Below are 25,726 nucleotides of genomic sequence, written 5' to 3'. Positions count from 1 at the left end.
CCTAATTAGAGTCGTTTTTTCTCTTTATTAATTCAATTACCATTTCTTCATTTAAATGAATTCTCTTTGCTTCATTAAGTAAAGGTGCAACATAATCTTCATAAAACTGCTGTTTTCGCTCTAAAAGCAACTTTTCTTTTGCACCTGTTGAAACAAACATACCTACACCTCTTTGTTTAAAAATTATTTCCTTATCAACTAATGCTTGTAGACCTTTCCTTGCAGTTGCAGGATTAATATTAAAAAAGCGAGATAATTCATTTGTTGAAGGCACTTGCTCACCCTCTTTAATTCTTCCATCTATAATTTCGTCCATAATCATAACCGCAATTTGTTGAAATATTGGCTGTGATTCATCTAATGTCGGTTTCATTAGCACCTTCCTTTCATGCTTAGTTATTTACTTGGTTGGTCATTTAGTTGGTTACTCATGTAACTAACCATACTACTCTTTAAATCATATGTAAAGTGTTTTATTTAAGTACGCCTATTTTTATTATGAAATAAAAAAGCTTAATGCGATTATGCACTAAGCTCATTTTTTTATAATATGTGTTTATTATTTATCAATAATTTTACCAGCAATACAATATTTACCTTCTAAATAGATTGGATTTTGACTTGATTGTAGTATGGTCACAGATTTAATATGTTGACTAGTATAACTACTTGTATTACCTGGCAAAACGGTAATTATATGACAAATATTGCTATTTACTTCAATTGTTATAGCTCCAGTACTGCTTTCGCTATTATAGACTGAAATTGTTGCTATAGCAGTTAAATTTCCACCTAAGCTCCACAGTTCCAATGGTTTTTCAAGATTATCTTGAATCAAAATATTACCGCATAGATCAATTGGAATGCATGGATCGCATTTTGTTGGACTTGGTATTGGTGTTGGTTGGGTAGGTGGTGTTGGCGGAGGTATGGGTGGTAAAGGAGTTGGGGAGGAAACCGGTAATGTAATACTAGGTAAGTTTGATATATCTGGTCTTTTTTTTTTCAATTTTTATCCCTCACTAATTATAGTTAATAGCCTATGTACTTTAAAATACTGAAAAGCCATATTTTTAGTATATAAATCTCAAAAAGAAAAGTGACCACAATTAAACTTGCTCATATAACTTGTAGTCACTTGTTAATTTAAAATATTATAAATTAACCTACTCTAACTATGGAAATTGTAGCAGCGGTAGTACCAGCTGCTAACGTTACTGTAGCCGCTAAAGTAGCAGACACCATTACTTGAATCGTGTCACCTGCATTTATATTAATAATCACTTGGTTACTGACTAAACTTAATCCAATTGCTGCAGAAATATTTGTACCTGCAACACCAGCCCCATTACGAAATAACTGAAAAGTCGTTAATAAAGATAATGTAGGATACACTTGATAAGTTATTAAATATCTACCACTTGTATTAACCGTAAAAATGGTGGCTGTTGGGTTGTTTACTGTTATATCTGCTGATAAATTTTGCGCGTTCGGAAACGATATAGGTGAAGGACCTAAAAGTGTAATCGCAATTGTTGCGCCAGAAGTATTTGCTGCCGAGCCAGATGTATTAAAACTTGCTCCGGTTGAGCCTGTTGCTCCGGTTGGGCCTGATGACCCTGTTGATCCGGTCGTTCCTGTTATTCCTGTTGATCCAGTTTGCCCTGTTGGGCCCGTGAGACCTGTTATGCCGGTTGAACCGGTTGAACCAGTTGGACCCGTTACTCCTGTTGATCCTGTTATTCCTGTTGATCCTGTTGATCCAGTTGACCCAGTTGCTCCTTTTGGGCCGGTTACTCCTGTTATTCCGGTTAAGCCTGTTACTCCTGTTGGGCCTGTTATTCCCGTTAAGCCTGTTATTCCAGTTGATCCTGTTGATCCGGTTGAGCCAATTGGACCCATTACTCCAGTTGTTCCGGTTGCTCCTGTCGTTCCAGTTGATCCAGTTATTCCTGTTGCTCCGGTTGATCCTGTCGTTCCAGTTGATCCTGTTGCTCCAGTTATTCCTGTTGATCCCGTTATTCCTGTTGCTCCTGTTGATCCCGTTATTCCAGTTACTCCGGTTGATCCCGTTATTCCAGTTACTCCGGTTGGGCCTGTTATTCCTGTTGATCCAGTTACTCCCGTTATTCCCGTTAAGCCTGTTATTCCTGTTATTCCTGTTGATCCAGTTATTCCTGTTGATCCTGTTGATCCTGTCGTTCCAGTTGATCCGGTTGCTCCCGTTATTCCAGTTGCTCCTGTTGATCCCGTTATTCCAGTTACTCCGGTTGCTCCCGTTATTCCAGTTACCCCGGTTGATCCCGTTATTCCAGTTACTCCGGTTGCTCCTGTCGTTCCAGTTGATCCTGTTGCTCCCGTTATTCCTGTTGATCCCGTTATTCCTGTTGCTCCGGTTGATCCCGTTATTCCAGTTATTCCAGTTGCTCCTGTTGATCCGGTTGATCCTGTCGTTCCAGTTGATCCTGTTGCTCCCGTTATTCCAGTTGCTCCTGTTGATCCTGTCGTTCCAGTTGATCCGGTTGATCCCGTTATTCCAGTTGCTCCGGTTGATCCCGTTATTCCAGTTACTCCGGTTGATCCCGTTATTCCAGTTACTCCGGTTGATCCCGTTTCTCCGGTTGGGCCTGTCGTTCCCGTTATTCCTGTTGCTCCGGTTACTCCGGTTGGGCCTGTTATTCCGGTTGGGCCGGTTGATCCAGTTGACCCAGTTGACCCAGTTGCACCGGTTACTCCTGTCGTTCCAGTTACCCCGGTTGGGCCGGTTACTCCTGTTATTCCGGTTAAGCCTGTTACTCCGGTTGATCCAGTTACTCCCGTTATTCCTGTTGATCCAGTTACTCCCGTTATTCCCGTTAAGCCTGTTATTCCGGTTGCTCCTGTCGTTCCAGTTGCTCCGGTTGATCCCGTTATTCCAGTTGCTCCGGTTGATCCCGTTATTCCAGTTGCTCCGGTTGATCCCGTTATTCCAGTTACTCCGGTTGGGCCCGTTATTCCGGTTGGGCCGGTTGAGCCCGTTTCTCCGGTTGGGCCCGTTGCTCCGGTTATTCCAGTCGGTCCAGTCGGTCCCGTTACCCCAGTTAAACCGGTTGGGCCAGTTGCTCCAGTTGGTCCCGTTGATCCGGTTGGACCTGTTATTCCTGTTGCTCCCGTTATTCCTGTTGTACCGGTTGCTCCAGTAATTCCCGTTGCACCAGTTAAGCCTGCTTCTCCTGTCGTGCCTGTTATTCCAGTTACTCCATTGAATCCAGTCGAGCCTGTTTGACCAGTGGCTCCCGTCGCTCCAGTGGGCCCTGTTTCTCCTGTCGCTCCCGTTATCCCTGTAGGGCCAAATTTTTTAATCCCATTACAAGAAAAACTATTACAACAACTACATTTATTCGAATTGGAATCGATCCCTTTTACGTAAGGAATTGTTTTCCCATTCTCATCTTTATTATTCATAAAGGAATACATGATCGTTCCTCATTTCATTACATAGGGCTGTTCAAAAAATATTCAGAACAATTCTATTTAGATAAAATGATCTATTACATTGAATATCTGACAGTTAGACAAAACTCACCTTCTACTACCCCAGTTAATCCAGTAGTATCAATTTGAATTTCATCGAATAACTTTTCTGAGAAAGCGACACTACTTTGAGGTGGGACAGTTAGTGTATCAATTACATTTCCTCCTCTTAAAAAATTAACAACGATATTATCTGTTCCAGTATCATTTTTAACATAGCCTGTTGCGGAAATAATAGGAGCGATATTATTAGTAAAGATTGTGATAATACCAGGTGTATTCACTTGCCAGGTTGTACAAACTTTATCTTGAAAAATATTTTTTGTTGAACAACAACTTAAACCATTATTCATTTGCTTTTCCCCTCATTTTCTTCAATTAAACAGAATAACGTGTCGTAATACAAAACTCACCTTGAAATAATATACCTGCTCCAATAGGAATAACAGCTTGTATTACATCAAACCTTCTAATTGTAAATGCTAAACTAGAACCTAATGTTACGGATTCAGAATTAATCGTGCCTCCAGCAGAGTTTAAAAATACAATTTGTATTGGTAAGACAGAAGAACCTACTTCATACTTAACAAAACCAGTTCCTATAATATTTTGGTTAAAATTATTTTGAAAAAGTGGAATTGTAATAGTTGTTGTATCTCCCACTGCTTGCCATGGTGTACAAACCTGATCCTGAACAAAAATTTTTTCAGGACAACAAGTTAATGCTGATGTTGAACAATTACATGATGACATTTATGGTTACTTCCTTTCTTTAAAAGAAAATGAATCATTTTCTACATATAGTAATCAAAGTATCTTGTATATGCTTGTACATTTGTCATAAATTAAAGAATCTATCTCCCATAACTGAGTGATAGATTCGCTTTTAAAATATTGATTTTCAATACTTGATAAATATTTCATATTGAAAAATTAGTGATTGATTTATGTAAAATTACAAAATAAACGATAAAAAAGAAAATTCTTATTTCGCAACTTGGAAATACTTTGTATATAACTTAGTTACTAAATGTTTCATCAATCGCTGAATTCTAGTATAATAGATAAGATGTAAAAATTTGTTTATGATCTTTGATTTAGAAAGGACTTTATAATAGATGGCAAATAAAGAATTAATTAATCAGGTTGCTAAACGCCGTATTTTTGGGATTATCTCTCACCCGGATGCTGGTAAAACAACTTTAACTGAAAAATTACTACTTCATGGTGGAGCTATTCGTGAAGCTGGTACTGTAAAAGCTCAAAAAAATTCAAAATATGCTAAATCTGACTGGATGGAAATTGAGAAGCAACGTGGAATTTCTGTAACTTCTTCTGTTATGCAGTTTGAATACGATGAAAAAATGGTATCAATTATGGATACTCCTGGTCATAATGATTTTGGTGAAGATACATATCGTGTATTAACCTCTGTTGACTCTGCAGTCATGGTAATTGATGCTGCAAAAGGTATTGAAGCACAAACTAAGAAACTTTTCCAAGTTTGTCGTTTACGTGGTATCCCTATTTTTACCTTTATGAATAAATTAGACCGCCAAGCTAAAGATCCATTAGAATTAATGGAAGAATTAGAAGAAGTACTTGGTATGCCTTCTGTTGCAGTTACTTGGCCAATTGGTAGTGGGATGCAATTTGAAGGTGTTTATGATCGATTAGAAAATGAAGTTCATCTTTTCCGTAAAGATGAAGTCATTAAACTTAGTCAAGATGGCGTACACGGTCCTGAATTAGAAGCACATTTAGAGCCTTCAAATTTAGAAAATTTACGTGATGAAGTTGATCTTTTAGAAGGTGCAGGAAATGAATTCAATTTAGATTTAGTTCTAGCTGGTGAACTTACTCCTGTTTTCTTCGGAACAGCATTAGTCGATTTTGGTGTAACACCATTTTTAAATCATTTCTTAGATATGTCACCTGCACCAGGACCTCGTAAAACAATTAATGGTGAAGTTACTCCTACTGATGAAGTATTTAGTGGTTTTATATTTAAGATTCAAGCTAATATGAATCCTGCTCACCGTGACCGTATCGCATTCTTGCGAATTTGTTCTGGCGTATTTGAACGAGGAATGAACGTAATGCTTTCTCGTACAGGTAAACAAATTAAATTAAGTCAATCGACACAATTGATGGCCAATGACCGTGAAACGATTGACCGAGCATATGCTGGTGATGTAATTGGTATTTACGATTCAGGTACTTATCAAATCGGAGATACAATTACATCTAGCAAACAAAAATTATTCTTTGAGCCATTACCAACGTTCCCACCTGAGTTATTCTTACGAGTTAGCCCAGTTAACTCATTAAAATCTAAGCATTTCCATAAAGGTGTTGAGCAATTAGCTCAAGAAGGTGCAATTCAGGTTTATAAAAATGAATTTAATGAAGTCATTTTAGGAGCTGTAGGTCAACTTCAATTCGAAGTATTTGAATACCGCTTAAAAAATGAATATGGTTCTGATATCCGTAAAGACCATGTTGATTACAATATTGCTCGATGGGTTAAAACAGATGACGTAAAAGGACTTAAGAAATATCAAGATATGCGTAACATGCTAGTGTATGACCGTTTCGAACGTCCGCTATTCTTATTTGCAAACGAATTTACTTTCAACCGTTTTAAAGAACGTCATGAGGAACTAGAATTAGTTGAAGCCCTTGATGTGAATAATGAAATACAAGTTGATTAATAAAAAAGTGGATGTTTTAGCATCCACTTTTTTTGCGCAATTAAAGGTAATTTATTTTTTGGGAGCATGTTTAACTGTTTTCAAGCAGAATTCTATATAAAATCGGTTTTATCGTTTCATCTTAATCAAATTAACCTCATCATTCCCCCAAGTATCAAAAACTTAAAGCCTTTATAATAAAAGGCTGTTCTCTTTACTTTTTAAAAATAATATTCAAGTAAGTAAAGTTTTTTCTCACTTGGATTTAGAATAAAAATTGCATATTGATATTGTTTTTCTTTATCTCGTTTTACGTAGTAATAACAATTTTCGTTAAATACAACAGGATTTTCCAATAGGTTTTGTCTACTTTTCATTGAATGTACTGGATATTTCAAAATTGCATTATTATATTCAGTTACTCTTTGATTGAGATTTTTAATATTATTGTTTGATACTTTAATCCAATACTCTTTCTTTTTTAGTTTTTGTATTGTTTTTCTATCGTATGTATATTTGGTATATACTGAACCATCAACACTCAAAGGAGCTGTTTCATCTAAGATTAATTTTGAATGCGTAGGTTGCTCAATATCAACATGCCAATTTAGTCGAACAATCCCCTGTTCGCTAAAAAAATATTGATATATTTCATACCAACCTGCAAAGCCAATTATGATCGAAAATATGATTAAAAAAGGGAAGTAAAATTTTCTACTAATTTGTTTGCTCATTAATCACACAACCATACAACCTAAACCATCTTTAAAAGGTGATTTACGGATAGCTTCATAGGTAGATTTAAGTGGGCTTGACGAATCAGGATAAAGTTTACCTTTTAAAGAGTAAAGTAGTATTTCTTGTTCTTTTATAGATAATTTCGCAATATCTCTTAAGATGTCATTCATGTAAACAGCTCCTTCGAACAGATTCTATTTATCTATTATACATTTTTTTCCAAAAGAGAAACAATTAATACGAAAACAGCCTAAAAAAATGCCGAACCTACTATTATTTGGATAGCAAGTCGGCATTTTTCAATTAAATCTATTATTCTATTATATTACATGTTTTTCTGTATCAACATTAGCTCCCTTATTTCTTGAAAATAAATTAGCCAATGCTTCTGGCAACGCAATCATTGCTGGTAAAAAGATCGGTAATAATATAAAGCAAAGTACTACTAGGCCAGTTATTACCGCTATTGCTAATTCAAACAATAAAAGGATTCCAGATGGCATTAGTGTAGCAAATGTACCTCCAAGTATGATTACCGCTGAAATAATTACTCCACCAGTATGCTTAGATGCTAATACGATCGCCTCTTTAGGTGATAAATGAGTATATTCCTTAAATCTCATCATTAGGAAAATACTATAATCCACTCCTAAAGCTACTATAATGATGAAAGAGAAGAATGGAACAAAAGAAGAAATTCCTTCATACCCTAGCAAATCTATGAAAATATAGTTAATCATAAACATTGCTGTATAGTATGCTCCTAAAAGTGATGCAGTGATAAATACTGGTGTCCAGAATGATTTTATCACTAGGAATAATACAAGTAATACCCCTATTATTACGATTGTTGTTGTTTTATTTAAGTCACTACTCAAAATATTGTTCATATCATTTGTTGTAGCACTTGGACCTGAAACACCTGACTTTGCATTTGAAAGTTCTGTGCCTTTTAGCCCATTTTTAACAGCTGAATTTATTTTGTTGATCGTATTTAAAGATTCTTTTGAATATGGATCATTCGCCAAAACAATTGTTAGTTTTGTAATCTTTTTATCTTTTGACATAAACATGTCTATTGATTTTTTAAAGTTCTCATCAGCTAACGCTTCTTTTGGGATAAAGAAAGTTTTATTAGAATTAAACTGAGTTAAGAAATCATTTGTCTTTCCTAATCCGTCAGAAATTTTCTCTAAACCACCGTTTACATCAGAAAGCTTTTCTCCAAAAGTACTAAATCCATTGATGCCAGCTACTAGCTGTTGCTGACCCGTTTTCATTTGACCAAGTCCATCTGATACTTTATTCATATTTGTTACAATTTTTCCAATTCCTGATGATGCTTGGTTTAAGCCACTTTCAAGTTTTTTCAAACCATCAGCCATTTGATCTAAGCCATTACTCATACTAGAAAGATTACTGTTTGCAGTAGCAAAACCTGCAGTTACAGCATTATAATTAGCATTTAAAGTCTTGATTCCTTCTGGAGTAATTTGATTTAAAGAAGCAACTGTTTGATCAATTGTTTGCTTTAATGATTGGTAATTTACATCATCTTTTGAATTCGAATAACTACTGCCTAGTGCTGTCACCATCGATTGCATTTGAGAAATTGCGCCTTTAAGACCAAGCAGTGCTTGTGCTGATTCTTGGTAATGAGTTCCTAATTCTTTATAACCAGATTGCATTTTCTCATAATTTTTTGCTAATAAAGATACACCACTACTCATTTTTCTTAGATTCAATTCGATAGTTGCTATACCACTAGAGATCGTTTGAGAATTACTAGAACCATTACCAATCCCTGCTTGAATTTGTTTTAAACCACCACTTAACGCTGTTACACCATTTTGTAGTTCTGTTGTTCCGTCAACCATTTGGCTAACTTTTGAAAAATCCGCTGATCCTAGTTTATCTTGGGCTAAACTTAATCCGTCATGTATTTCGTTAACACCATCTTGTGTTTTTGAAATACCATCAGTTACTGTACCCATTTGGCTATCAACATAAAAACTATCAATTTGTTTGCTTTCAGGTTGTGTTACCGAAGATACTTGCTTAACACCCTTTATCTTCTTAAGTCTTTCAGTAACATTATCAATTACTCCAAGTGATTGATTATTATCAAGCGCTTTGTTATTTTCAATAACGACTGTTGCAGGCATTGCCTGACCTTTACCAAAATGATCTGAAACGATATTGAATCCTTTTGATGAAGGATATTTATTTCCAAGTTCACCAATTGTATCAAAGTTTAGCTTTTCTTGATGGAAATAAACCATCGGAGATAAGATCAAAAGTATTGCGACAATTGTGATGATCGGTTTCTTTATTGCAAATGCAGATGAATTACCAAAAAACTTGTTTTCTTTGTGTCCACCAACATTTTTAGATGGCCAGAAAAGCTTTTTCCCTAAAACTTTCATAATAAACGGTGTTAACGTTAATATTTCTAGTAATAATATACATACGCCAATAACAACTACAACACCCGATTTATAAATTGGAGATTCTGCAAATACAAGTGCAAGGAACGCAATAAACACAGTTAAAATACTATAGGCAATTGTTTTACCAGCCGTTTTATAAGTGTTTACAATTGATTCATCAACTGAATGTCCAAGTGAAAGTTCCTCTTTAAAACGATTAAAAAGGAGTATGTTATAATCTGTACCAATCCCAAAAAGAATAAGTATTAGTAGCATTTGAGTAAGACTAGTAATTGGAAATCCAGCTTTATCGATTAATTGAGCAGCTATTCCCATAGAACAGAGATAAGAAAATGCAACCGCAAACAATGATACAAATGGTGTAACGATTGACCTAAACGCAATAATAAGCACGACTAAAATAAAAATAACTGTCAGCGCAGCACTTTTTTCGACTCCCGCTTGCGAAGCCTTTAAATAATCGTTATTGATAAAATCTTCACCACTTAGATAATATTCAACTGGTACTTTACTTAGCTTATTATCAATTTGTTTTTTAATATCATCTATTTCTCTTCCGTTCTTATCTAACTTATAGCTCACCATTAGTGTTGTGCCATCTTTTGATACTAGTGAACTTTTTGCATTTGGAATACTAAACGGATCAATGATTTCCGAAATCCTAAGTTCTTTACTGCTATCACGTATTCCTTTAACAGCATCACTAATTTTGTCCATTTCATCATTTGAAATTTTATTTTTATCATAAAAAACAATCAGATTATTCGTTCCTTTAGCAGTATCCATTTTTTTGAGGATTTGATCTGCCATTACTGAAGGTGAATCGCTATTCGCTCCTTCCTGTCCCTTGTTCCGCAGAATTGCATTTATGTCAGGCTGAAGAACTGTTAACAATACTGTTGCAATTAGCCAAATTGAAAATATAATCCAACGACCTTTAATGATTTTGTTCACTTAATCCCCTCCTCGTTAATTTATTTCTCTTTTTTTCCTTTGTCTTCACCAAGAAAATACAATACATCAAAGAATTCATAATTATCCATTCCATCTGTTTCCATCTTCTTTTTTACAGCTGTAACTAATAATCTCATTCCTTGTTCTACAATCTCCTGTTCATGTGAATCCAAAAAAGTTAACGCACTATTTAATGATTTATTTGCAATTTCAGTAATACTACCATTTATTTCATCCGAAATATTATCTGGTAAGGAAATTTCCACGAATCGTTTATCTTTAGGGTTAGGTGTTTTCAACAAAAGCCCCTTTGTAGTAAGACGTTCAACGATATCTGATACAGTACTTTGCGTCATTTTTAAATTTTTAGAAAGTTGTTTTATGCTCATTGTTTTATGTGCATACACTTCACCAATAACTCTTGCTTGTGGAATTGTTACGCCATGTTCTTCTGAATGCTTTTGAAGACTTTTCATTAAAAATCGTTGTAAAAAATCGATTGATTCACTTATAAATTCAGCTCGTTCTACCATTTAATCCCTCCAACACACAATACTTCCTGCACGATACATCTTATACGATGTATCGCACAAGATTTATATTATTTGTCTTAACCGCATTTGTCAATTTAAATAAATATAAATGCTAATTCCCTTAAAATTAGTTACTCCAATTGTTAAAATTCAACTATTTAAGAAAGATATCCAATAAAAAAAAGCAGTTGATTATTCAACCACTTTTATGTGAATTATGCTTTTTTTGAGTTATATTGGTACGTCGTCTTTTGCTTCGGTTCTTTAATCGATAAATACACAGCTACAACAATAAGAATACTTCCTATGAAAAATGAAGGACTAATTTCTTCATTTAATAAAAAATACCCAAAAATCGTACCTATTAATGGTTGTAAAAAGAAAAATAATGATCCTGTGGAAGTATCGATATATTCAAACCCTTTGTTCCAAAGATAAAACGCTCCTGCTGTAGAAATCGTGCCTAAAAATATAACTCCCATCCAAATCCAACTATTTGATGGTAAGTCAGTTATGTGATTACTTTGTTCTATTATCGTAAATGGTAATGTAAAAATTACACCAAATACTGTTGCCCAAGTTGTTACGGTTAATGATGAGTATTTATTAGTCTGAACTTTACTTAGGACTGTATACAATGCCCAAGTTATTGCAGCACCTACTAAAATGAGATTTCCGAAATACGCTCCTAAATTTGTACCACCTTTTGGTAATCCAATTACAACAATTACTCCAATTGTAGCTAAAATTAACGATACAATCTTACGGCTATTAATCTTTTCTTTTAAAATTAAAAATGCAAATAATGAAATTAACGCCGGAGAAGCTGAAGTAATTAATGAACCCATTGCTGCTCCTGAAAGCTTCGTACCTATAAATTGAAAACCAATGGAGCCAGTATAGCCTACTAAAGCAATTAGCGCGATTGGAAATAAATCTTTCTTACTAATTTTCCAGCTTTTTTGGAAGAAACTGATGATCCCTAAAGTTAGTAATGCTAAAAGAAATCTCATTTCAAGTAATAACCATGGAGAAATGCTATCTAATACTACTTTACTAACAACATAGGTCATCCCCCAAATACTAGCGGCCAATGATAAAAACAATGCTCCTTTAAAGAAATTCATTTAAAACTCATCCCCTACTTTTTATTCCAATCATTTTTCGAAAGTTCAAACATAATTTCGGTTACATATTGGTTTTAAAATAAGAATTTTCTATTATTTTAATCTGTTGAAATCCTAACTTCCTTAATAATTGAATTGAGGATGAATTTTGCTCATCAGCGATTGCGTTTATTTTTTCTTTGTTTAATTCATTGAATAAATAATCTAATATTCCATGTAATGCTTCAAAAGCAAATCCCTTATTTTGATACAATGGCTCCAATGTAAAGCCGACTTCAACTTGATTTGCAGGATCTAATAAAGTATGTACGCCAATATCCCCTATTAGTTGGCCATCCGTTTTATGTTCAATCGCTACTTGAACCCATGAATCAGGAATATTCATTTCAGCTGTTTTTTGTTTTTCTATAAAATTTATCGCTTGTTCGTATGTATAATTCTCCCAACCTTGATAAATCGCCACATCTGGATTTGAACGATATTTATAAAAGTTGCTAACATCTTCATCTTTAAACCTTCGAAGTTTTAATCGACTAGTCTCTATTTCAAAAAATTCTAGTTTGCTCATATTCCACCTCTAAAAATTCACTTTTTATCATAATTGTACATTCTATTATACTTAGAAATTTCAAAATAAACATAATTTTTTGCACTTTGGTATTTTAATCCGAACTTTCTTAGAAATTCATTGCAGGATTCTTTTTTATTTGAATAAAACTTCTGCTTATTGTAGATTTCTTTTTTGTATTTCGTACAAGTATAAAACACACCCCATAATTTAAACTCTAAAAAATATAGTTGACACTTTTAACTGTAAATAATAAAATTACAGTATACTCATTTAAATTGAGTATGGTAGTCAACCTAATTTGTTTAATTAGATAATATATTTTTACTCGTTTTTTATCTCAACTGTAATTTTTTTTATTACATTTTAAATATAAGGAGTGTGTAAAAGAATGGTGAATCTATATGTAACATCAAGTTGTACATCTTGTCGTAAAGCAAAAGCTTGGCTAGAGGAACATGATATAGATTATAGTGTGAAAAATATTATGAATGAATCACTTACACTAGAGGAAATTAAATCGATTCTTCGCATGACAGAAACTGGTACTGAAGAGATTATATCGAAAAAATCAAAAACGTTTCAGGAATTAAATATTAATATAGATTCGCTCCCACTTAATGAATTATATAAATTAATCATAAATAATCCCAAAATGTTGCGCCTGCCTATAATCCTAGACGAAAAAAGATTACAAGTTGGTTATAATGAAGAAGAAATTCGTAGTTTTCTTCCTCGTAAACTACGAACATTTTCATACATTAAGTCACAAAAAGTAGCTAATTAATAATAAAAAATTTCAATTTTTAACATATAGTATTTCAGTACTAAATAAAATCACGAAATATATAAAGAAATTAACGATTTTTAGGAGGCAGACCATGAATAGTGATTTCACTCTTGCCATTCATAGTTTAACTTATCTTGCGCTGCAGCCGGATCGGATGTCAACAAGTGATGCAATTTCAGGGAGTGCCTGTGTCCATCCAGTTCGTATTCGTAAAGTGCTTAGTTTGTTAAGAAAGCATGGATTTATAAAATCGAAGGAAGGCACTGGTGGTGGATTTATTTTTGCCATAGATTTAAATGAAGTAAATCTATGGGACATTTATATGATCACCTCTGAGGGGGCATTGCAACCTAAGTGCCCTGAATCAAATGAAAAGTGTGTTGTTGGGGCAAATATGCAAAATGTTCTTTTTAATATTTTTTTAGGTGCAGAAAAACATCTTGGGGGATATTTAAAGCAATATACTATTAAGGACATTGTCGATCATATCAAATGTGAGAAGTGAGCAGCTAAAAAAGTGAAGGCTAAGCCTTCTTTTATCTGAAATGTAATGAAAAAAATTACAGTTCAATCTAAGTACTGTAATGATCACAAGTTTTTTAACTAAGTAACTCTAAATAAGAAGGTGGAAAAAAATGAACTTAAATAATAATTCTATTTTAAAAACAGGTGACTGGGTTAAAGGTATATCACTGAAAGGAGAATTAGTAATAGGTTATGTTGAATCACTTACTATTCTTGATGAAATAGTAAAGGTAAATGTAATAACTTCAGATAATAAAACGACTGTTGGAAAGACCATTCAAATGCTAAATAGAAACGTAAAAAAAATGCCTGATGCGAAAGTGACAAACAAAGAACAGATTCACTTTCTAATTGACTTGGCACTCTCAACGGGAGATGAGGATTGGTTTAATGAGCTATCTTCACAGTTAAACTCAATGAGGCAACTTGTTAATAGCGTAAAATAAAACTTATAAAACAGAAGTAATAAAAGTTCCTAAAGGTTGTCTATTTAGACAGCCTTTTTTTAGCTCAAAAATCTTAACATTTAAAATTAACAAAGCCTTTTTGATAAGACACCTCTTCCTCGAACGATAAACAAGACGTTCATCTTTAAAATTAATCATCATGAATCCTGCGAGTTATGTTTAAAACATAAAAAAACTGATCAAATCATTGACCAGTTTCAAATCATATTAATATTGGGTTAATTTATTCAATGGTGTTTGAATAATTAGTGGTTTTTTTGCAGGATCTAACCATTTTAAAATGGATACTACATTTGTTTTAGATGTAGCTGTGCAGCCTGCAGTATATCCTGAAGTTCCAGCTACGTGAAAAAATATTGCACTACCTTTTCCTGGGGTTCTCACAGTATTATAGTTAATAACAAATCCATATTCATATTGAGTAATATTCATTTTTTCAGCAGTTTTCCATCTACCGTTATTTTCTGATGCCAATTGCCAAGTATTATATAATTTACTATTTGAATCATCTACAAAAACATCATTTGAAGTAATTTTACGGTATGTCATTTTCGTTCCTGGATTTGTATATCTACCGAATGCTGTTGTAATTGTATATTTCCCTTCAGGTGTTTCATAATCCCCCTCATGCTTACTACTAATCATGCCGTTTTTACCGATCACACCTGAATATGTATGTAATTTTTTCCAACTAGTACCGCTTTTTTCAAATGTTTCAATTAAAACATTTCTTGTACTTTCATTTTCTGCTGACACAACGATTAATTGCTTTGAAGTACCTAAAGTTTTCATTTTATTTACGGTCGTGGCAGAAACTGTAGTTGGGGATTTTTTAATATATTTACTTGAAACCCATCCAGTTTTTGTTCCACTATTTATTTTATACCAAGTTCCACTTGTGCTTGTTATCGTAACTTTCGCACCCTTTTTAAGTGTCCCAACTACTGTATAACTAGTACTAGGACCGCTTCTTACATTTAAAACTGATGCAGTTACTGTACCACTTATCGTCGCAGCTTCCACAGTCTTAATTGAACCCGGAGTAGTATTTCCATAGAATAAACCTCCAGTTAAAATTGATAGTGCTAAAGTCGTTTTGCAAATACTTTTAATCATTAAATCAGCTCCATTGTAAAGTAAAACTATATTCGAGCCTTTATTATACATAACTAACCTTACATAATAAGGACATTTTCATTACAATTCAATTAGTTTTATAACATTTTTCTTAAAATTTTAGAAATTATTAAAATTTTTTAGATACTATTTAAATTATAATCAATAATGACAAAAAAAGAAGCCAATTTTAAATTTGGCTTCTTTTTTATTTATTAGTGTCCTACCATCATTGAAGATTTTGACTCGTCAAGATCTGCTTTTGACGCATCTGCATCTTGCACTTTTGGTTTACGTAAGATAATTGCTAACAACGCTCCTACTAATGCGATCCCTGCTGCAAGTAAGAAAGTATCACCAAACGCTGAAATCATAGCATTTAATGGATTCGTTGTTTTTGCCATATAATCCTTTGTACTAGAAGTTAAAAATCCAGCCATACCTGCTACTGCAAATGATACCATTACTTGCTGTGCAGCTGCAGTTAAAGGAGTTACACGACTTACTAAATGTCTTGGTGCAGATTGTAATACATGTGTATTAATCGGCATCATTGATAATCCCATTCCAGCACCCATCATAGCAAGTGTTAACATAATAAATGTATTTGATGAGTCTACTGAAATTTTAGAGAAAATGAATAATGCAGATGTGATAATTGTTAAACCAACTAACGCCATCGGTCTAGCACCAACTTTATCATACATTTTACCACCAATTGGCATCATTAAAGCCGATGCTAATGCTTGAGGTAACATAATTAAGCCCGTTTCAAATGCCCCATATTGTTTAACTGTTTGTAAAAATAATGGAACAATTAGGAAAGATCCGAATAAAGCAATTTGCATAATCCATGTAATTAAAATACTTCTAACAAAATCAGACGATTTAAATACACGTAACTCAAGTAAAGGTTGTTTTAGGCGAAGCTCAACAAAGATGAAAAGTAATAATGCAACTCCACCAACAATTAAACCTGTTAATGTTCCTTTTGAAGTCCAACTTGTTGAACTTTGACTAACTCCGTAAGCTAACATTGAAAAAGCGATTGGAGCAATTATAATTCCTAATCCGTCTAAAGCAGGTACTGATTTAGATTCAAAATTAGGTAAAAATTTAGCACCAATTATCATGGCAATAATACCAATTGGTAAATTAATTAGGAAAATCCAATGCCAAGTAGAATACTCTACGAACCATCCTGAGATAACTGGACCTAATGCAGGTGCAAGTAACATTGGAATTCCAAGCATCCCCATAATTGATCCGATTTTTTCTGGAGGAGCTAATCTAAAGATAATTGCCATACCGATTGGAGCAACCATTCCTCCACCTACTCCTTGTATTACTCGGAATAAAATTAACTGTTCAGGTGTTTGTGCTAAAGAACAAAGAACTGAACCAATTGTAAAAAACAAAATCGTTAATAAGAAAATTTTCTTAGCTCCAAAACGATCAGACATCCAGCCTGCAAGTGGAATGACAGCTGATAATGCCAATGTATATCCTGTAATCGTCCACTGCATTTTTGTTAAATCAGATTTAAAGTAGTGGGTAATCCCAGGTAACGCTACGTTTACTACCGTACTATCTAAAATAACCATGATCATACCTACGATAACGGCCATCATTGGACCAATAATCGTTTTTACGCTAAACGGCGTTTCAGCCGAATTTTGCTGATTATTCATATATTATCCCCATTCTTCTATATATTTTGAAAAACTGTATTGAAATTCGTTCAAATTTTCAATTCTATTTATTAGTGCAAGAATCCATATTATGATAAAAGCGAAATTTGAATAGAAAGTCTATCATACAAAAAAACAAATAAAATGTAAATAGTAATTGTCCTTATCCTAAAAACAGTACTTACAATAAGTACAGTATATGTGAATTATATGTCCATTTCAAGTTTAATTTTTAATTATTTTTGTTAATTTTTTCTAAACCTACTTAGCTTCTTCAACCAGAAAGTTTACAAATAACTTTCAATTAAACAAATAAAAAATAGCCCTTATGATTCTATTCACTAAGGCTATTTTTTAATCACTTTATTTTAATTATTTATTTTTAACATACTTCATCATTAAATGAGCAATTGTATGTTGCTCTTGTTCATCTGCAACTTCCCAAAGGTCTTTTAAAATTTGTTCTTCAGCATTTTTTGGTTCAACTTCATTTGCTAAATAATTTCCTAAGCGATATGCCATTTCAGAAATAGCGCCTTCACCAACACCTTTGTCACCTGTTGCATCTAAACGATCACCTAAAAAATCTTTCCATTGATCCCAGTTATCTAAAATTGACATCGTTTTCACCTCATAAAATTAGTTGTTGAAGATTACATAAATACTATTTACCTTTTATGAGGTAATTATGTATGAATTATTATCCGGGTAATATTGTCAGAAAATTAAAACAAAAAGCTAATTTCATTTTCTGAAATTAGCTTTTTTATTCATTTTAGTTTTTATTTTCGTTCATAAAAAATATTGCTAAAGTACCAGGCCCTGCATGAGCACCTATAGCAGACCCGATTGAATTAATGACAAATTCCTTACATCCAAATGTCTCCGCCAAAGCATTTTTAATTTCAATTGCTTTATCTAGATCGTCACCGTGAGAAATACCAATTAATTGAGTTGATAAATTTGTCCCACGAGATTCCATAATTTCAAGAATTCTTTTTATCAATTTTTTAGAACCTCTTATTTTTTCAAGTGGAATTAACTTTCCATCTTCAACGTGTAATATAGGTTTAATATTTAATAAATTGCCTACAAAACCAGCCACTTTACTCAAGCGACCTCCACGCACCAAATATTGAAGGTCATCTACTGTAAAGATATGTTCAATATGTTGAATGCTATGTTTTATATTATTAACAACCTCTTCTTTTGTAGCTCCATTCATCGCAAGCTTTGCAGCATTAACAGCTATTAGCCCTTGTCCGATTGATGCACTTTTTGTATCAAATATCTCTAGATCAAAATCAGGAAATTCCTCATCAAACTCATTTTTTACCATTACTGCTGATTGATATGTACCTGAAAGTTCAGAAGAAAAAGCAATATAAATACATGATGTATTTTCCTTTGCATATTTAACGAAAGTATTATAAATATACTCATACGAAGGAAGAGACGTTTTAAATACTTTTCCACTACGCATTTCATTAAATAAAGTCTTTGAATCCAATGTTAAACCATCAAAATATTCTTTTTCATCTTCTGAATATACTCGTAGTGGAATGACATCAATATTGTATTGTTCAATGATCTCCTTTGACAAATCAGCCGCACTATCCGTTATTATTTTTAAACTCATCTAATTATACCTCTGTTTCAAAAAATTGGTTTATTCTATTTTCTCACAAAATGTTTTTACAGAAAAATAAAATGTTCTAATTTAATTTTAATAATAATATTAGCTATTTAAAACCATTTACCTTCTTTTTTTCGTATTGTTCACAACAAAATATCAATTTACCATTCAAATTGTTTATTCGGATAATAACCATACCGATATTCTGAATGATTTTTTTCTTCTTCTTCTCTTCTTATATTGATTAGAGCATACACAATTAAAATCGCTCCAAAAACTTGAACCCAACTACCAACAAGTAGTAGATGTTCTCCTAAAATAATTTTATCATTCAACAATGCTGCATTACCAACTCCATCAATTAATGCCCCTAAAGCGATTAATTCATTACCATAAGCTTCAATTTTTGCTAGTTGAGTCCCCTCATCTAATGTTCCAGTTGTTTCAATTTGGGCACCAATTGCTTGAATAACACTTCCAATGCCATTTAATTTATGTCCTTCTTCCTCAAAGCCTTCACGTTCTAATGTTGTGGCAATTGTATTTGTAATGTTACCAGATGCTTGAATCCATGAACCAAGCATGATTGTTAATTCATATTCATGTTTTTCCTTTTTATACAATTTTTCTCTGCCGATTGCTTGAATGGAGTTCCCAAACGCTTCAATTGCATTACCTTTAGCAAATAAATCTCTTCCAAAATCTTCACTAATAATTTTTTTACTTGAAACACCAACAGCTGAAGTTAATGTTCCAAGTATTAAAAAATATCCACCTATTAATACTAAATCCCCACCAGAATCGTTCATTTTGGCACCACCTATTGAAGCATATTAATCAGTTTATTCAACTTTAAATTTAATTGACAATTAATATTGTTTTGATTAATATAATAACAATTAATATTTCGAAACTTAAAAGCTATGAAGAGAAAAGTAGTAAAGCTAAAATTATTTACAGAGAGCTCCGGAGTGCTGAAAAGGAGTAATAATGAACTTTATGAAAAAAGACTTGGAGCTTCGTATGGAACTAAAGTTCACTTTAGGGATGGTACGACGGGTTCTCCCGTTATAGAGATAGGGTATAAGCATTCGTGCCGTACCTAATTAAGGTTGGTATGGTAACATATCAATAAACTGAGGTGGTACCACGAAGTTAACAACTCTCGTCCTCAAGATGATAAATCTTGGGGGTGGGAGTTTTTTTATTGGAATTAGAAAGTTAAATAAAATAATTTCGAGGTGAAAACATGCATTGGGCAACTAAAATCGCAAATGAATTAATTGAAAAATATCCAAATAAAGAAACTTATGTATGTGCATCTGGCATAAGCCCATCCGGGTCGGTTCATATTGGAAATTTTCGTGAGATTATTACAACTTATTTTGTTGTGAAAGCTTTAAATAATTTAGGTAAGAAAACAAGATTTATCTTTTCTTGGGATGATTTTGATCGTTTTAGGAAGGTCCCGAATAATATTGATCCAACTTTTCATCATTTTATAGGTAAAGCCTATTCAAATATCCCTGACCCATTTGGCTGTCACTCAACATTCGCTGAACACTTTGAAAAGGAATTTGAAAATTCCTTATCTGAACTAGGAATTGAAGTTGAGTTTATCTACCAAAGCAAAGAATACAAATCTGGTAGATACAATGTTGACATTATACACGCTATTGAAAAAAGAAAAGAAATTTATGATATTTTAATGAAGTTCAAAACAAGTGTTCCAAATGAACGAGAACGTAATGATTTTTACCCGATCACTCTATATTGTGAAAACTGCGAAAAAGATGATACTACTATTACTCGCTACAATGAGGAACGAAAAATAGTAGATTATAAATGTAATTGTGGATTTTCAAACCAATTATCTGTAGAAGTTGCAAACAATATTAAATTAAACTGGAAAATTGATTGGGCTATGAGATGGATGAAGGAAGACGTTGTATTTGAACCTGGTGGAAGAGATCATTCATCTGAAACTGGTAGTTACAATGTTTCAAAAGAAATTGCTAAAGCTATATTTGACTATGATGCACCTCATTATACACCATATGAGTTTATTGGAATAAAAGGTCAAAATCAAAAAATGTCTAGCTCCTCTGGAAATTTAATAACCTTAGCTGAGTTATTGCAAATCTATTTACCAGAAGTTATTCTCTTTATGTTTGCTAAATATAAACCAACAGCAGCATTTAATATTGGTCTAGATGAAGATGTGATTAAAAATTATTCAGAATTTGAACGGTATCAATCAAATTATATTGATCAAACTTTACAAGATCTAGATATTTGTCAATCGGTCGAATTTGCACATCTCGCCAAAATTAATAAAAAATATCCAAAGTATAATCATGTCGCTAGCATTCTCCCCCTAGTTAACTACAATGTAGATCTATTACAAGAAATATTTGTTAATAATGGAGAAACCTACTCAGCCAGAGAATTAGAGAAAATTTGTCAGATGGCTGAATATTGGATTAAAAAATACAATCCACAAAAAAATATCATTGTAAACGATAAACAAGCTATTGAGTTTTATCATTCTTTAACTGAAGAACAGCACTATTGGTTAAAAAATTTATGTGACTATTTATTAAATAAGGAGTACCAAGATCAAACTGAATTAATGAAAGAATTATATTCGATTTGTTATCATGACGATAAAAAAGTTATGAAAGCAAACCAAAAATCTTTTTTCACAATGATCTATCAACTCGTTTTAAATAGAACAAGTGGACCGCCTATTCCATTGTTGTTTCAAGCAGTGAATAAGAATCAACTAATTAACTTATTAAGCTTCAACGAAGGCTAATAGATAAGGTAGTAAAAATAAAAATGGACACAGGTATATACAATCTGAGTCCATTTTTATTGATTCTATTGAATGCGATTTTTAAATGCTTCTTCTGTCACTATATAGTCTTCTTCTCGATCTTCATGTTTACGGTCTTCAGGAGCGACTAGTGATCCTTTTGGATGAGTTGGTTCATGACCTTTTTTCTTATGATTAAAGCTTTTACCTCTTGCCAATATAAAAACCTCCTTCGTTAAATCATCATTAATAATATGAGTATTTCAACTTTAACTTATAGATGGTAGATTATTACAAGGAAGAATTTTATTAGGCTGATTTTGATGATATGATGATGAAAAGGACTTAATTAAGTTAGAGGTATAAGATGAAAAAAGAATTTGCAATCAGTATTTCAAATCAGATTAAAAATTGGATGGTTTCGAATAATTCTTTATTTAAGATTGAAGAAATACCAACAGCTTTCAATACGTTACAAAATTTTCAACAATGGACAAACGGTAAACCTATTGTTTCTGCCTTTCATTTAAGTAAAGTCGAAGAAGAAAGCTATTATTTACTATTAATCGACTGGCATCGCAATGAAAATTTTTATTTAGTCATATATGTTGAAAATAAATCAACAACCGCTGCAGAAATAAGAGAAATTCGTGAGCAAGATGGACAATTTTCTTTAGTTTGGAAATATAATCCATTAAAACGGGACGGTAAAAACGCAGAACGAAAAGCTTATTTTAAACAAGTATTTGGTTCACTTCAAGTAGAAATACCAATTCCAAAAACTACTATTGACGTTGAACGATTTTTTAATGATATTTACAAATTATGTAGAAACCGTCAAACAGCTGACCGAATTGTAGATCTATATGATTTTTAAAAATGAGCACTCTAACAAAAGAAAAACCTTCTATATACTAGAAGGTTTCTCACCGTTCAAATCTTCGTAACAAATAACACAATTTTTCCCGTTTTGTTTTCCTGCATACATAGCCTTATCAGCACGATTAATACTCTCAACTACACCTTTTTTAGGATTAAATCTCGCCAATCCAAACGTCATTGTTATGTGTATGTTTAGTTTTTCATAATGATATTCATATTCCTCAATCGCAGATCTAAGCCTTTCTGCTATTTCTTTCGATTGATTAAACGGAGTATTAGGTAATACGATTAGAAATTCTTCTCCCCCCCATCGACTTAAATAATCATTAGAACGAATCAATTCTTTAATTAACTTCGCGCTTTCACTCAGTACAAAATCACCAATTGTATGCCCATAGTGATCATTAATTTTTTTAAAATTATCTATATCAAAAATCAGAAATGAACAGTTTAATTCAGTTTCAGTTGTTTTTTCTAAATCAGATAGGATCAATTCATGGAGCCCTCTTCGATTTAGTACTCCAGTTAAAGGATCCTTTAATGAAAGATCTTCTAATTCCGTTTTCTTGCATTCTAAATCACTTACAAGTTCCTTTAACTTTTTTTCAGCATCCATTCTTTTTTCTGCTATCCATGTAATCCATAATAAAAGAATCGTGATAAATACAATTGGAAGAATCTTAATGCCAATTATTTTTAGCATAGCTGAGATTGTTAAAATATAATAAAATGTCCAGTCCGTACCTGGAAAATCACATTTAAGCACTTTCATTCCGTTAATAGTAGTGAGTGTTTCATTCTGCATTGTATTTATTTTTGCTAAAGATCCTCTAGAAAACTTTTTATCTAATTTAGTCATATTTATGATTTTATCAGATGTTAAAAATTCTTTATTTGAAGAAGCTATGATATTTCCCTCATTGTCCGATAAAATCGCAGTATAATCTTTATTTAATTCTCTACTTAAATTTTCAAAGGTAATATCAATTGAAATTGATCCAACATATCGTTGTTTATAATCAACAGGTGAAGATACTGTTACCATCATCCCTTTTCCTGCCTTGTCCAAATAAGGACGGCTCCAATAAGGTTTGCGATATGGATTTGTTTCGATTGTTCCTAATGTCGTACTTTCTTCTTTTAATAAATCTTTCGAAAACTTAAATTCATTCGACGGAACAAAAGGATATAAATTATTAAAACCAGAGATGCTTGTATAGTAAATCCAAGTAATATCCGGATACGAGCTGTATATTTCTGAAAAATAGTTATTCAATCGATCCGCCAACAAAATCTCTTTAAATTTCAATGGATTATCATTTGGCTTTCCTATTCCCGTAATACTACCTTTTTTATTTTCGTACAGTGTATCTTTGATCGAATCACTATTGAACTCTTTTTTTATCGGATCATAATGAATGTAAATCGTGTCTTTCATAGTAGTATTACTTTCATCTTTGTTTAAAAATTCATTTGAATAGATCCTTAAAACTTCAGTGAAATCAGTGCCTGTTTTTGAATAATGTTGTATGTTACGATAATCAATATCAAAGCTTTTTTCGAACTTAGTTGTTTCAGTTTTATTAAAATAATAAAGTGAACTTCCTACAAAAATGATTGATACTAAAATGACCAACAATAATCGTATACGTTTCATAAAGGTCGACTCCCATTAAACCCGGAATTTTTCAGCTTGTCATGAAACTTATTTTCTAAATCCTCTACAGGTAATGGCTTACTATAAAAATAACCATGTGCGTATTTACAATTTTGAATTTGTAAAAATTCAACTTGTGCTTTATTTTCAACTCCTTCTGGTACCATGTCATATCCAAGTTTATTGCCTAAATCAATAATCGCGCTAAAAATTGCTTCCATTTTTCGGTCATTTACTTCTTTGATTTGTTTTGTATGAAAATTATAGCCATTCTTCCCGGATTCTTTAACAGTATTCATCGCTGTATCGGCATTTTGAAATAGTGACTCTACATTTCCTGCATGTTCAGGATAAATACTAATGCCGATACTAAATGAAACATGTATATTCCGTTCTTCGATTTTTAATGGTTTTGAGAAAGATTGTAAAATCTTTTTAGCCAATTCTTCAGCCTGTATTGAATCAGAATTTTTTATTAAAATTACAAAACTATCCCCATCGAGACGAAACACTTCACAATTTTTACACATGCTTAGTTTTAATCTTTCAGTAACTTTTTGAAGCATCTTATCTCCAAAGCTGTGACCAAATGTATCATTAATATTTTTAAAACGGTCAAGGTCCATAAACAAAATAGACATCGTTTGATTTAATCTTGTACTTTCCAACAAAGCGATTTCAATTTGTTTGTATAACGCATTTTGAATTCCTAATTCAGTGAGCGTATCGTAATAAGCAAGGTATTCAAGCTTTTCGGCGGTTTTTTTACGTTCTGTAATATTTCGTGCAACTACTTGTATAGCATCCATACCTTGGAAAATTGTTAAGTAGCTTAAAGCTTCTGTAAAAATAGTTGCTCCATCTGGTCTTGTGAGAGTATATTCATTCGTAATAATTTCTCCAGATACTACTTTCTTTATATCTTTTTGTGCAATTTCAATTGATTCTTTTGTTAAAAACTCAATTACATATTTTCCGATTATTTGGTTAATATTAGTAGCACCAATTAACTGTAATCCTGCATTGTTACTATATAGTATTTTTCCATCCAACCCATAAATCAACGTAGTTTCAGGTGAAGATTTCACTAATTTTTGATATCGCTCTTCACTTTCCAAAAATTTTCGTTCAGTTTGCGTTTGTTGGGTGATATCCTGTGCAAAATACATTAATTTTTGAACCTTACCATTTTCATCGATGATCGGTACACATTTACATTCTAATACAACCTTATATCCAAGTTTATGTTCAATATTTACTTTAAACTGAGAGCTATTTTTAAATTCCTGACGATTAATAAACTCTTGCTTCATATTTGATGGATCTGCATCTTCATCTAAAAAATTCAAAAATTGTTTTTACTACGTATTCAGATTGTTCATAACTTAATAATGGTTGAACAGAAGGTGAAGTATATTCGATCTTACCAGACAAATCTACTACGACAATAATATCAGACGAATTTTCGACAAACATTCGATAACGGTCTTCTACTGAAGTAACTACTTTACTTTTTTTAATTAATAAAGAGTAAAAATACAAACCACTAAAAATTAAGTATAACTAAC

Annotated in this window: 26 protein-coding genes and 1 other annotated feature; of the genes, 6 read left to right on the top strand and 20 right to left on the bottom strand. The window is 32.6% G+C overall.

Annotated features, from left to right (window positions below; all coding sequences use genetic code 11):
* Nucleotide 1: 1 nt before the first annotated feature.
* The 5 genes from ACFVR2_RS05885 to ACFVR2_RS05865 all read right to left on the bottom strand — a co-directional run bounded on the left by ACFVR2_RS05885 (nucleotide 2) and on the right by ACFVR2_RS05865 (nucleotide 4,266).
* Complete coding sequence (locus ACFVR2_RS05885) at nucleotides 2-373, bottom strand: GntR family transcriptional regulator (RefSeq protein ID WP_387359726.1); 372 nt, start codon at nucleotides 371-373, stop codon at nucleotides 2-4.
* Nucleotides 374-559: 186 nt separating this feature from the next.
* Nucleotides 560-1,009: an S-Ena type endospore appendage gene (locus ACFVR2_RS05880; RefSeq protein ID WP_387359723.1), complete on the bottom strand. Its 450-nt coding sequence runs from the start codon at nucleotides 1,007-1,009 to the stop codon at nucleotides 560-562.
* Nucleotides 1,010-1,161: 152 nt separating this feature from the next.
* Nucleotides 1,162-3,456, bottom strand: coding sequence for a BclA C-terminal domain-containing protein (locus ACFVR2_RS05875; protein WP_387359720.1), 2,295 nt, complete (start codon nucleotides 3,454-3,456; stop codon nucleotides 1,162-1,164).
* Nucleotides 3,457-3,530: 74 nt separating this feature from the next.
* Nucleotides 3,531-3,866 carry a DUF3992 domain-containing protein gene (locus ACFVR2_RS05870; RefSeq protein ID WP_387359718.1) on the bottom strand — a complete coding sequence of 112 codons (336 nt, stop codon included), beginning with the start codon at nucleotides 3,864-3,866 and terminating at the stop codon, nucleotides 3,531-3,533.
* Nucleotides 3,867-3,891: 25 nt separating this feature from the next.
* On the bottom strand, nucleotides 3,892-4,266 hold the full coding sequence (locus ACFVR2_RS05865) for a DUF3992 domain-containing protein (RefSeq protein ID WP_387359716.1): 375 nt from the start codon (nucleotides 4,264-4,266) through the stop codon (nucleotides 3,892-3,894).
* 365 nt (nucleotides 4,267-4,631) lie between these two features.
* On the opposite strand from ACFVR2_RS05865, the gene ACFVR2_RS05860 reads away from it, so the two are divergent.
* A complete protein-coding gene (locus ACFVR2_RS05860) occupies nucleotides 4,632-6,227 on the top strand; it encodes a peptide chain release factor 3 (protein WP_387359714.1) in 1,596 nt (531 codons plus the stop codon).
* A 200-nt stretch (nucleotides 6,228-6,427) separates the two neighbouring features.
* On the opposite strand, the gene ACFVR2_RS05855 is transcribed toward ACFVR2_RS05860, so the two are convergent.
* The 6 genes from ACFVR2_RS05855 to ACFVR2_RS05830 form a co-directional block, all read right to left on the bottom strand.
* Nucleotides 6,428-6,940 (bottom strand): hypothetical protein, encoded by a 513-nt coding sequence (locus ACFVR2_RS05855; RefSeq protein ID WP_387359712.1) that lies wholly within the window; start codon nucleotides 6,938-6,940, stop codon nucleotides 6,428-6,430.
* Nucleotides 6,941-6,943: 3 nt separating this feature from the next.
* Entirely contained in the window at nucleotides 6,944-7,114 is a 171-nt protein-coding gene (locus ACFVR2_RS05850; RefSeq protein WP_387359710.1) for a hypothetical protein, read from the bottom strand.
* Between the two features lie 150 nt (nucleotides 7,115-7,264).
* On the bottom strand, nucleotides 7,265-10,348 hold the full coding sequence (locus ACFVR2_RS05845) for an MMPL family transporter (RefSeq protein ID WP_387359708.1): 3,084 nt from the start codon (nucleotides 10,346-10,348) through the stop codon (nucleotides 7,265-7,267).
* Between the two features lie 20 nt (nucleotides 10,349-10,368).
* Entirely contained in the window at nucleotides 10,369-10,881 is a 513-nt protein-coding gene (locus tag ACFVR2_RS05840) for a MarR family winged helix-turn-helix transcriptional regulator (RefSeq protein ID WP_387359706.1), read from the bottom strand.
* Between the two features lie 215 nt (nucleotides 10,882-11,096).
* Nucleotides 11,097-12,008, bottom strand: a complete 912-nt coding sequence (locus ACFVR2_RS05835; protein WP_387359704.1) for a DMT family transporter — start codon at nucleotides 12,006-12,008, stop codon at nucleotides 11,097-11,099.
* A 61-nt stretch (nucleotides 12,009-12,069) separates the two neighbouring features.
* Nucleotides 12,070-12,576 carry a GNAT family N-acetyltransferase gene (locus tag ACFVR2_RS05830; RefSeq protein WP_387359702.1) on the bottom strand — a complete coding sequence of 169 codons (507 nt, stop codon included), beginning with the start codon at nucleotides 12,574-12,576 and terminating at the stop codon, nucleotides 12,070-12,072.
* Between the two features lie 391 nt (nucleotides 12,577-12,967).
* Between ACFVR2_RS05830 and spxA the strand changes: the two genes are divergently transcribed.
* The 3 genes from spxA (at nucleotide 12,968) to ACFVR2_RS05815 (ending at nucleotide 14,337) form a co-directional block, all read left to right on the top strand.
* The gene (gene spxA / locus ACFVR2_RS05825) at nucleotides 12,968-13,363 is read left to right on the top strand and encodes a transcriptional regulator SpxA (protein WP_387359700.1); all 396 of its coding nucleotides are present in this window, start codon (nucleotides 12,968-12,970) and stop codon (nucleotides 13,361-13,363) included.
* A gap of 94 nt (nucleotides 13,364-13,457) precedes the next feature.
* Complete coding sequence (locus tag ACFVR2_RS05820) at nucleotides 13,458-13,871, top strand: RrF2 family transcriptional regulator (protein ID WP_387359698.1); 414 nt, start codon at nucleotides 13,458-13,460, stop codon at nucleotides 13,869-13,871.
* A gap of 130 nt (nucleotides 13,872-14,001) precedes the next feature.
* On the top strand, nucleotides 14,002-14,337 hold the full coding sequence (locus tag ACFVR2_RS05815; protein WP_387359696.1) for an IDEAL domain-containing protein: 336 nt from the start codon (nucleotides 14,002-14,004) through the stop codon (nucleotides 14,335-14,337).
* A 228-nt stretch (nucleotides 14,338-14,565) separates the two neighbouring features.
* Here ACFVR2_RS05815 and ACFVR2_RS05810 read toward each other — a convergent pair whose 3' ends face one another.
* The 5 genes from ACFVR2_RS05810 to ACFVR2_RS05790 all read right to left on the bottom strand — a co-directional run bounded on the left by ACFVR2_RS05810 (nucleotide 14,566) and on the right by ACFVR2_RS05790 (nucleotide 19,610).
* Entirely contained in the window at nucleotides 14,566-15,474 is a 909-nt protein-coding gene (locus ACFVR2_RS05810; RefSeq protein WP_387359694.1) for an SH3 domain-containing protein, read from the bottom strand.
* A 215-nt stretch (nucleotides 15,475-15,689) separates the two neighbouring features.
* Nucleotides 15,690-17,165 (bottom strand): MDR family MFS transporter, encoded by a 1,476-nt coding sequence (locus ACFVR2_RS05805; protein WP_387359692.1) that lies wholly within the window; start codon nucleotides 17,163-17,165, stop codon nucleotides 15,690-15,692.
* 372 nt (nucleotides 17,166-17,537) lie between these two features.
* On the bottom strand, nucleotides 17,538-17,786 hold the full coding sequence (locus ACFVR2_RS05800) for a DUF3243 domain-containing protein (RefSeq protein ID WP_098862265.1): 249 nt from the start codon (nucleotides 17,784-17,786) through the stop codon (nucleotides 17,538-17,540).
* A 154-nt stretch (nucleotides 17,787-17,940) separates the two neighbouring features.
* Nucleotides 17,941-18,804, bottom strand: coding sequence for a DegV family protein (locus ACFVR2_RS05795; RefSeq protein WP_387359690.1), 864 nt, complete (start codon nucleotides 18,802-18,804; stop codon nucleotides 17,941-17,943).
* 158 nt (nucleotides 18,805-18,962) lie between these two features.
* A complete protein-coding gene (locus tag ACFVR2_RS05790; protein ID WP_387359688.1) occupies nucleotides 18,963-19,610 on the bottom strand; it encodes a DUF6944 family repetitive protein in 648 nt (215 codons plus the stop codon).
* A gap of 105 nt (nucleotides 19,611-19,715) precedes the next feature.
* Nucleotides 19,716-19,977 (top strand) — a binding site (T-box leader).
* A 73-nt stretch (nucleotides 19,978-20,050) separates the two neighbouring features.
* On the opposite strand from ACFVR2_RS05790, the gene lysS reads away from it, so the two are divergent.
* Complete coding sequence (lysS, locus tag ACFVR2_RS05785; protein ID WP_387359686.1) at nucleotides 20,051-21,619, top strand: lysine--tRNA ligase; 1,569 nt, start codon at nucleotides 20,051-20,053, stop codon at nucleotides 21,617-21,619.
* Nucleotides 21,620-21,684: 65 nt separating this feature from the next.
* Here the strand turns inward: lysS and ACFVR2_RS05780 are convergent, their stop codons facing one another.
* Complete coding sequence (locus ACFVR2_RS05780) at nucleotides 21,685-21,837, bottom strand: hypothetical protein (protein WP_165347078.1); 153 nt, start codon at nucleotides 21,835-21,837, stop codon at nucleotides 21,685-21,687.
* Nucleotides 21,838-21,986: 149 nt separating this feature from the next.
* Between ACFVR2_RS05780 and ACFVR2_RS05775 the strand changes: the two genes are divergently transcribed.
* Complete coding sequence (locus tag ACFVR2_RS05775; protein WP_387359684.1) at nucleotides 21,987-22,496, top strand: hypothetical protein; 510 nt, start codon at nucleotides 21,987-21,989, stop codon at nucleotides 22,494-22,496.
* A 30-nt stretch (nucleotides 22,497-22,526) separates the two neighbouring features.
* Here ACFVR2_RS05775 and ACFVR2_RS05770 read toward each other — a convergent pair whose 3' ends face one another.
* The 3 genes from ACFVR2_RS05770 to ACFVR2_RS05760 are packed head-to-tail and all read right to left on the bottom strand — an operon-like array spanning nucleotide 22,527 to nucleotide 25,634.
* Nucleotides 22,527-24,158 carry a diguanylate cyclase gene (locus ACFVR2_RS05770; protein ID WP_387359682.1) on the bottom strand — a complete coding sequence of 544 codons (1,632 nt, stop codon included), beginning with the start codon at nucleotides 24,156-24,158 and terminating at the stop codon, nucleotides 22,527-22,529.
* On the bottom strand, nucleotides 24,155-25,507 hold the full coding sequence (locus ACFVR2_RS05765; RefSeq protein ID WP_387359680.1) for a diguanylate cyclase domain-containing protein: 1,353 nt from the start codon (nucleotides 25,505-25,507) through the stop codon (nucleotides 24,155-24,157). The genes ACFVR2_RS05770 and ACFVR2_RS05765 overlap by 4 nt, the downstream gene beginning before the upstream one ends.
* Entirely contained in the window at nucleotides 25,491-25,634 is a 144-nt protein-coding gene (locus ACFVR2_RS05760) for a PAS domain-containing protein (protein ID WP_387359678.1), read from the bottom strand. Before ACFVR2_RS05760 ends, ACFVR2_RS05765 begins: the two co-directional genes overlap by 17 nt.
* Between the last annotated feature and the right edge of the window lie 92 nt (nucleotides 25,635-25,726).

The organism is Gottfriedia sp. NPDC057991 (assembly GCF_042886615.1).
In the GTDB taxonomy this organism is placed as follows: Bacteria; Bacillota; Bacilli; order Bacillales; family Bacillaceae_G; genus Gottfriedia.
Note: the sequence above shows the minus strand (reverse complement) of the source record. Positions and strands in the feature narration are given on the sequence as shown.

Bases quoted from the DNA above. Each gene is read 5' to 3' on its own strand.
- spxA (WP_387359700.1), top strand. From the start codon at position 12,968: ATGGTGAATCTATATGTAACATCAAGTTGTACATCTTGTCGTAAAGCA.
- ACFVR2_RS05850 (WP_387359710.1), bottom strand. From the start codon at position 7,114: ATGAATGACATCTTAAGAGATATTGCGAAATTATCTATAAAAGAACAA.
- ACFVR2_RS05885 (WP_387359726.1), bottom strand. From the start codon at position 373: ATGAAACCGACATTAGATGAATCACAGCCAATATTTCAACAAATTGCG.
- ACFVR2_RS05865 (WP_387359716.1), bottom strand. From the start codon at position 4,266: ATGTCATCATGTAATTGTTCAACATCAGCATTAACTTGTTGTCCTGAA.
- ACFVR2_RS05770 (WP_387359682.1), bottom strand. From the start codon at position 24,158: ATGAAACGTATACGATTATTGTTGGTCATTTTAGTATCAATCATTTTT.
- ACFVR2_RS05810 (WP_387359694.1), bottom strand. From the start codon at position 15,474: ATGATTAAAAGTATTTGCAAAACGACTTTAGCACTATCAATTTTAACT.
- ACFVR2_RS05815 (WP_387359696.1), top strand. From the start codon at position 14,002: ATGAACTTAAATAATAATTCTATTTTAAAAACAGGTGACTGGGTTAAA.
- ACFVR2_RS05800 (WP_098862265.1), bottom strand. From the start codon at position 17,786: ATGTCAATTTTAGATAACTGGGATCAATGGAAAGATTTTTTAGGTGAT.
- ACFVR2_RS05805 (WP_387359692.1), bottom strand. From the start codon at position 17,165: ATGAATAATCAGCAAAATTCGGCTGAAACGCCGTTTAGCGTAAAAACG.
- ACFVR2_RS05860 (WP_387359714.1), top strand. From the start codon at position 4,632: ATGGCAAATAAAGAATTAATTAATCAGGTTGCTAAACGCCGTATTTTT.
- ACFVR2_RS05790 (WP_387359688.1), bottom strand. From the start codon at position 19,610: ATGAACGATTCTGGTGGGGATTTAGTATTAATAGGTGGATATTTTTTA.
- ACFVR2_RS05840 (WP_387359706.1), bottom strand. From the start codon at position 10,881: ATGGTAGAACGAGCTGAATTTATAAGTGAATCAATCGATTTTTTACAA.
- ACFVR2_RS05795 (WP_387359690.1), bottom strand. From the start codon at position 18,804: ATGAGTTTAAAAATAATAACGGATAGTGCGGCTGATTTGTCAAAGGAG.
- ACFVR2_RS05835 (WP_387359704.1), bottom strand. From the start codon at position 12,008: ATGAATTTCTTTAAAGGAGCATTGTTTTTATCATTGGCCGCTAGTATT.
- ACFVR2_RS05820 (WP_387359698.1), top strand. From the start codon at position 13,458: ATGAATAGTGATTTCACTCTTGCCATTCATAGTTTAACTTATCTTGCG.
- lysS (WP_387359686.1), top strand. From the start codon at position 20,051: ATGCATTGGGCAACTAAAATCGCAAATGAATTAATTGAAAAATATCCA.
- ACFVR2_RS05875 (WP_387359720.1), bottom strand. From the start codon at position 3,456: ATGTATTCCTTTATGAATAATAAAGATGAGAATGGGAAAACAATTCCT.
- ACFVR2_RS05855 (WP_387359712.1), bottom strand. From the start codon at position 6,940: ATGAGCAAACAAATTAGTAGAAAATTTTACTTCCCTTTTTTAATCATA.
- ACFVR2_RS05830 (WP_387359702.1), bottom strand. From the start codon at position 12,576: ATGAGCAAACTAGAATTTTTTGAAATAGAGACTAGTCGATTAAAACTT.
- ACFVR2_RS05870 (WP_387359718.1), bottom strand. From the start codon at position 3,866: ATGAATAATGGTTTAAGTTGTTGTTCAACAAAAAATATTTTTCAAGAT.
- ACFVR2_RS05775 (WP_387359684.1), top strand. From the start codon at position 21,987: ATGAAAAAAGAATTTGCAATCAGTATTTCAAATCAGATTAAAAATTGG.
- ACFVR2_RS05760 (WP_387359678.1), bottom strand. From the start codon at position 25,634: ATGTTTGTCGAAAATTCGTCTGATATTATTGTCGTAGTAGATTTGTCT.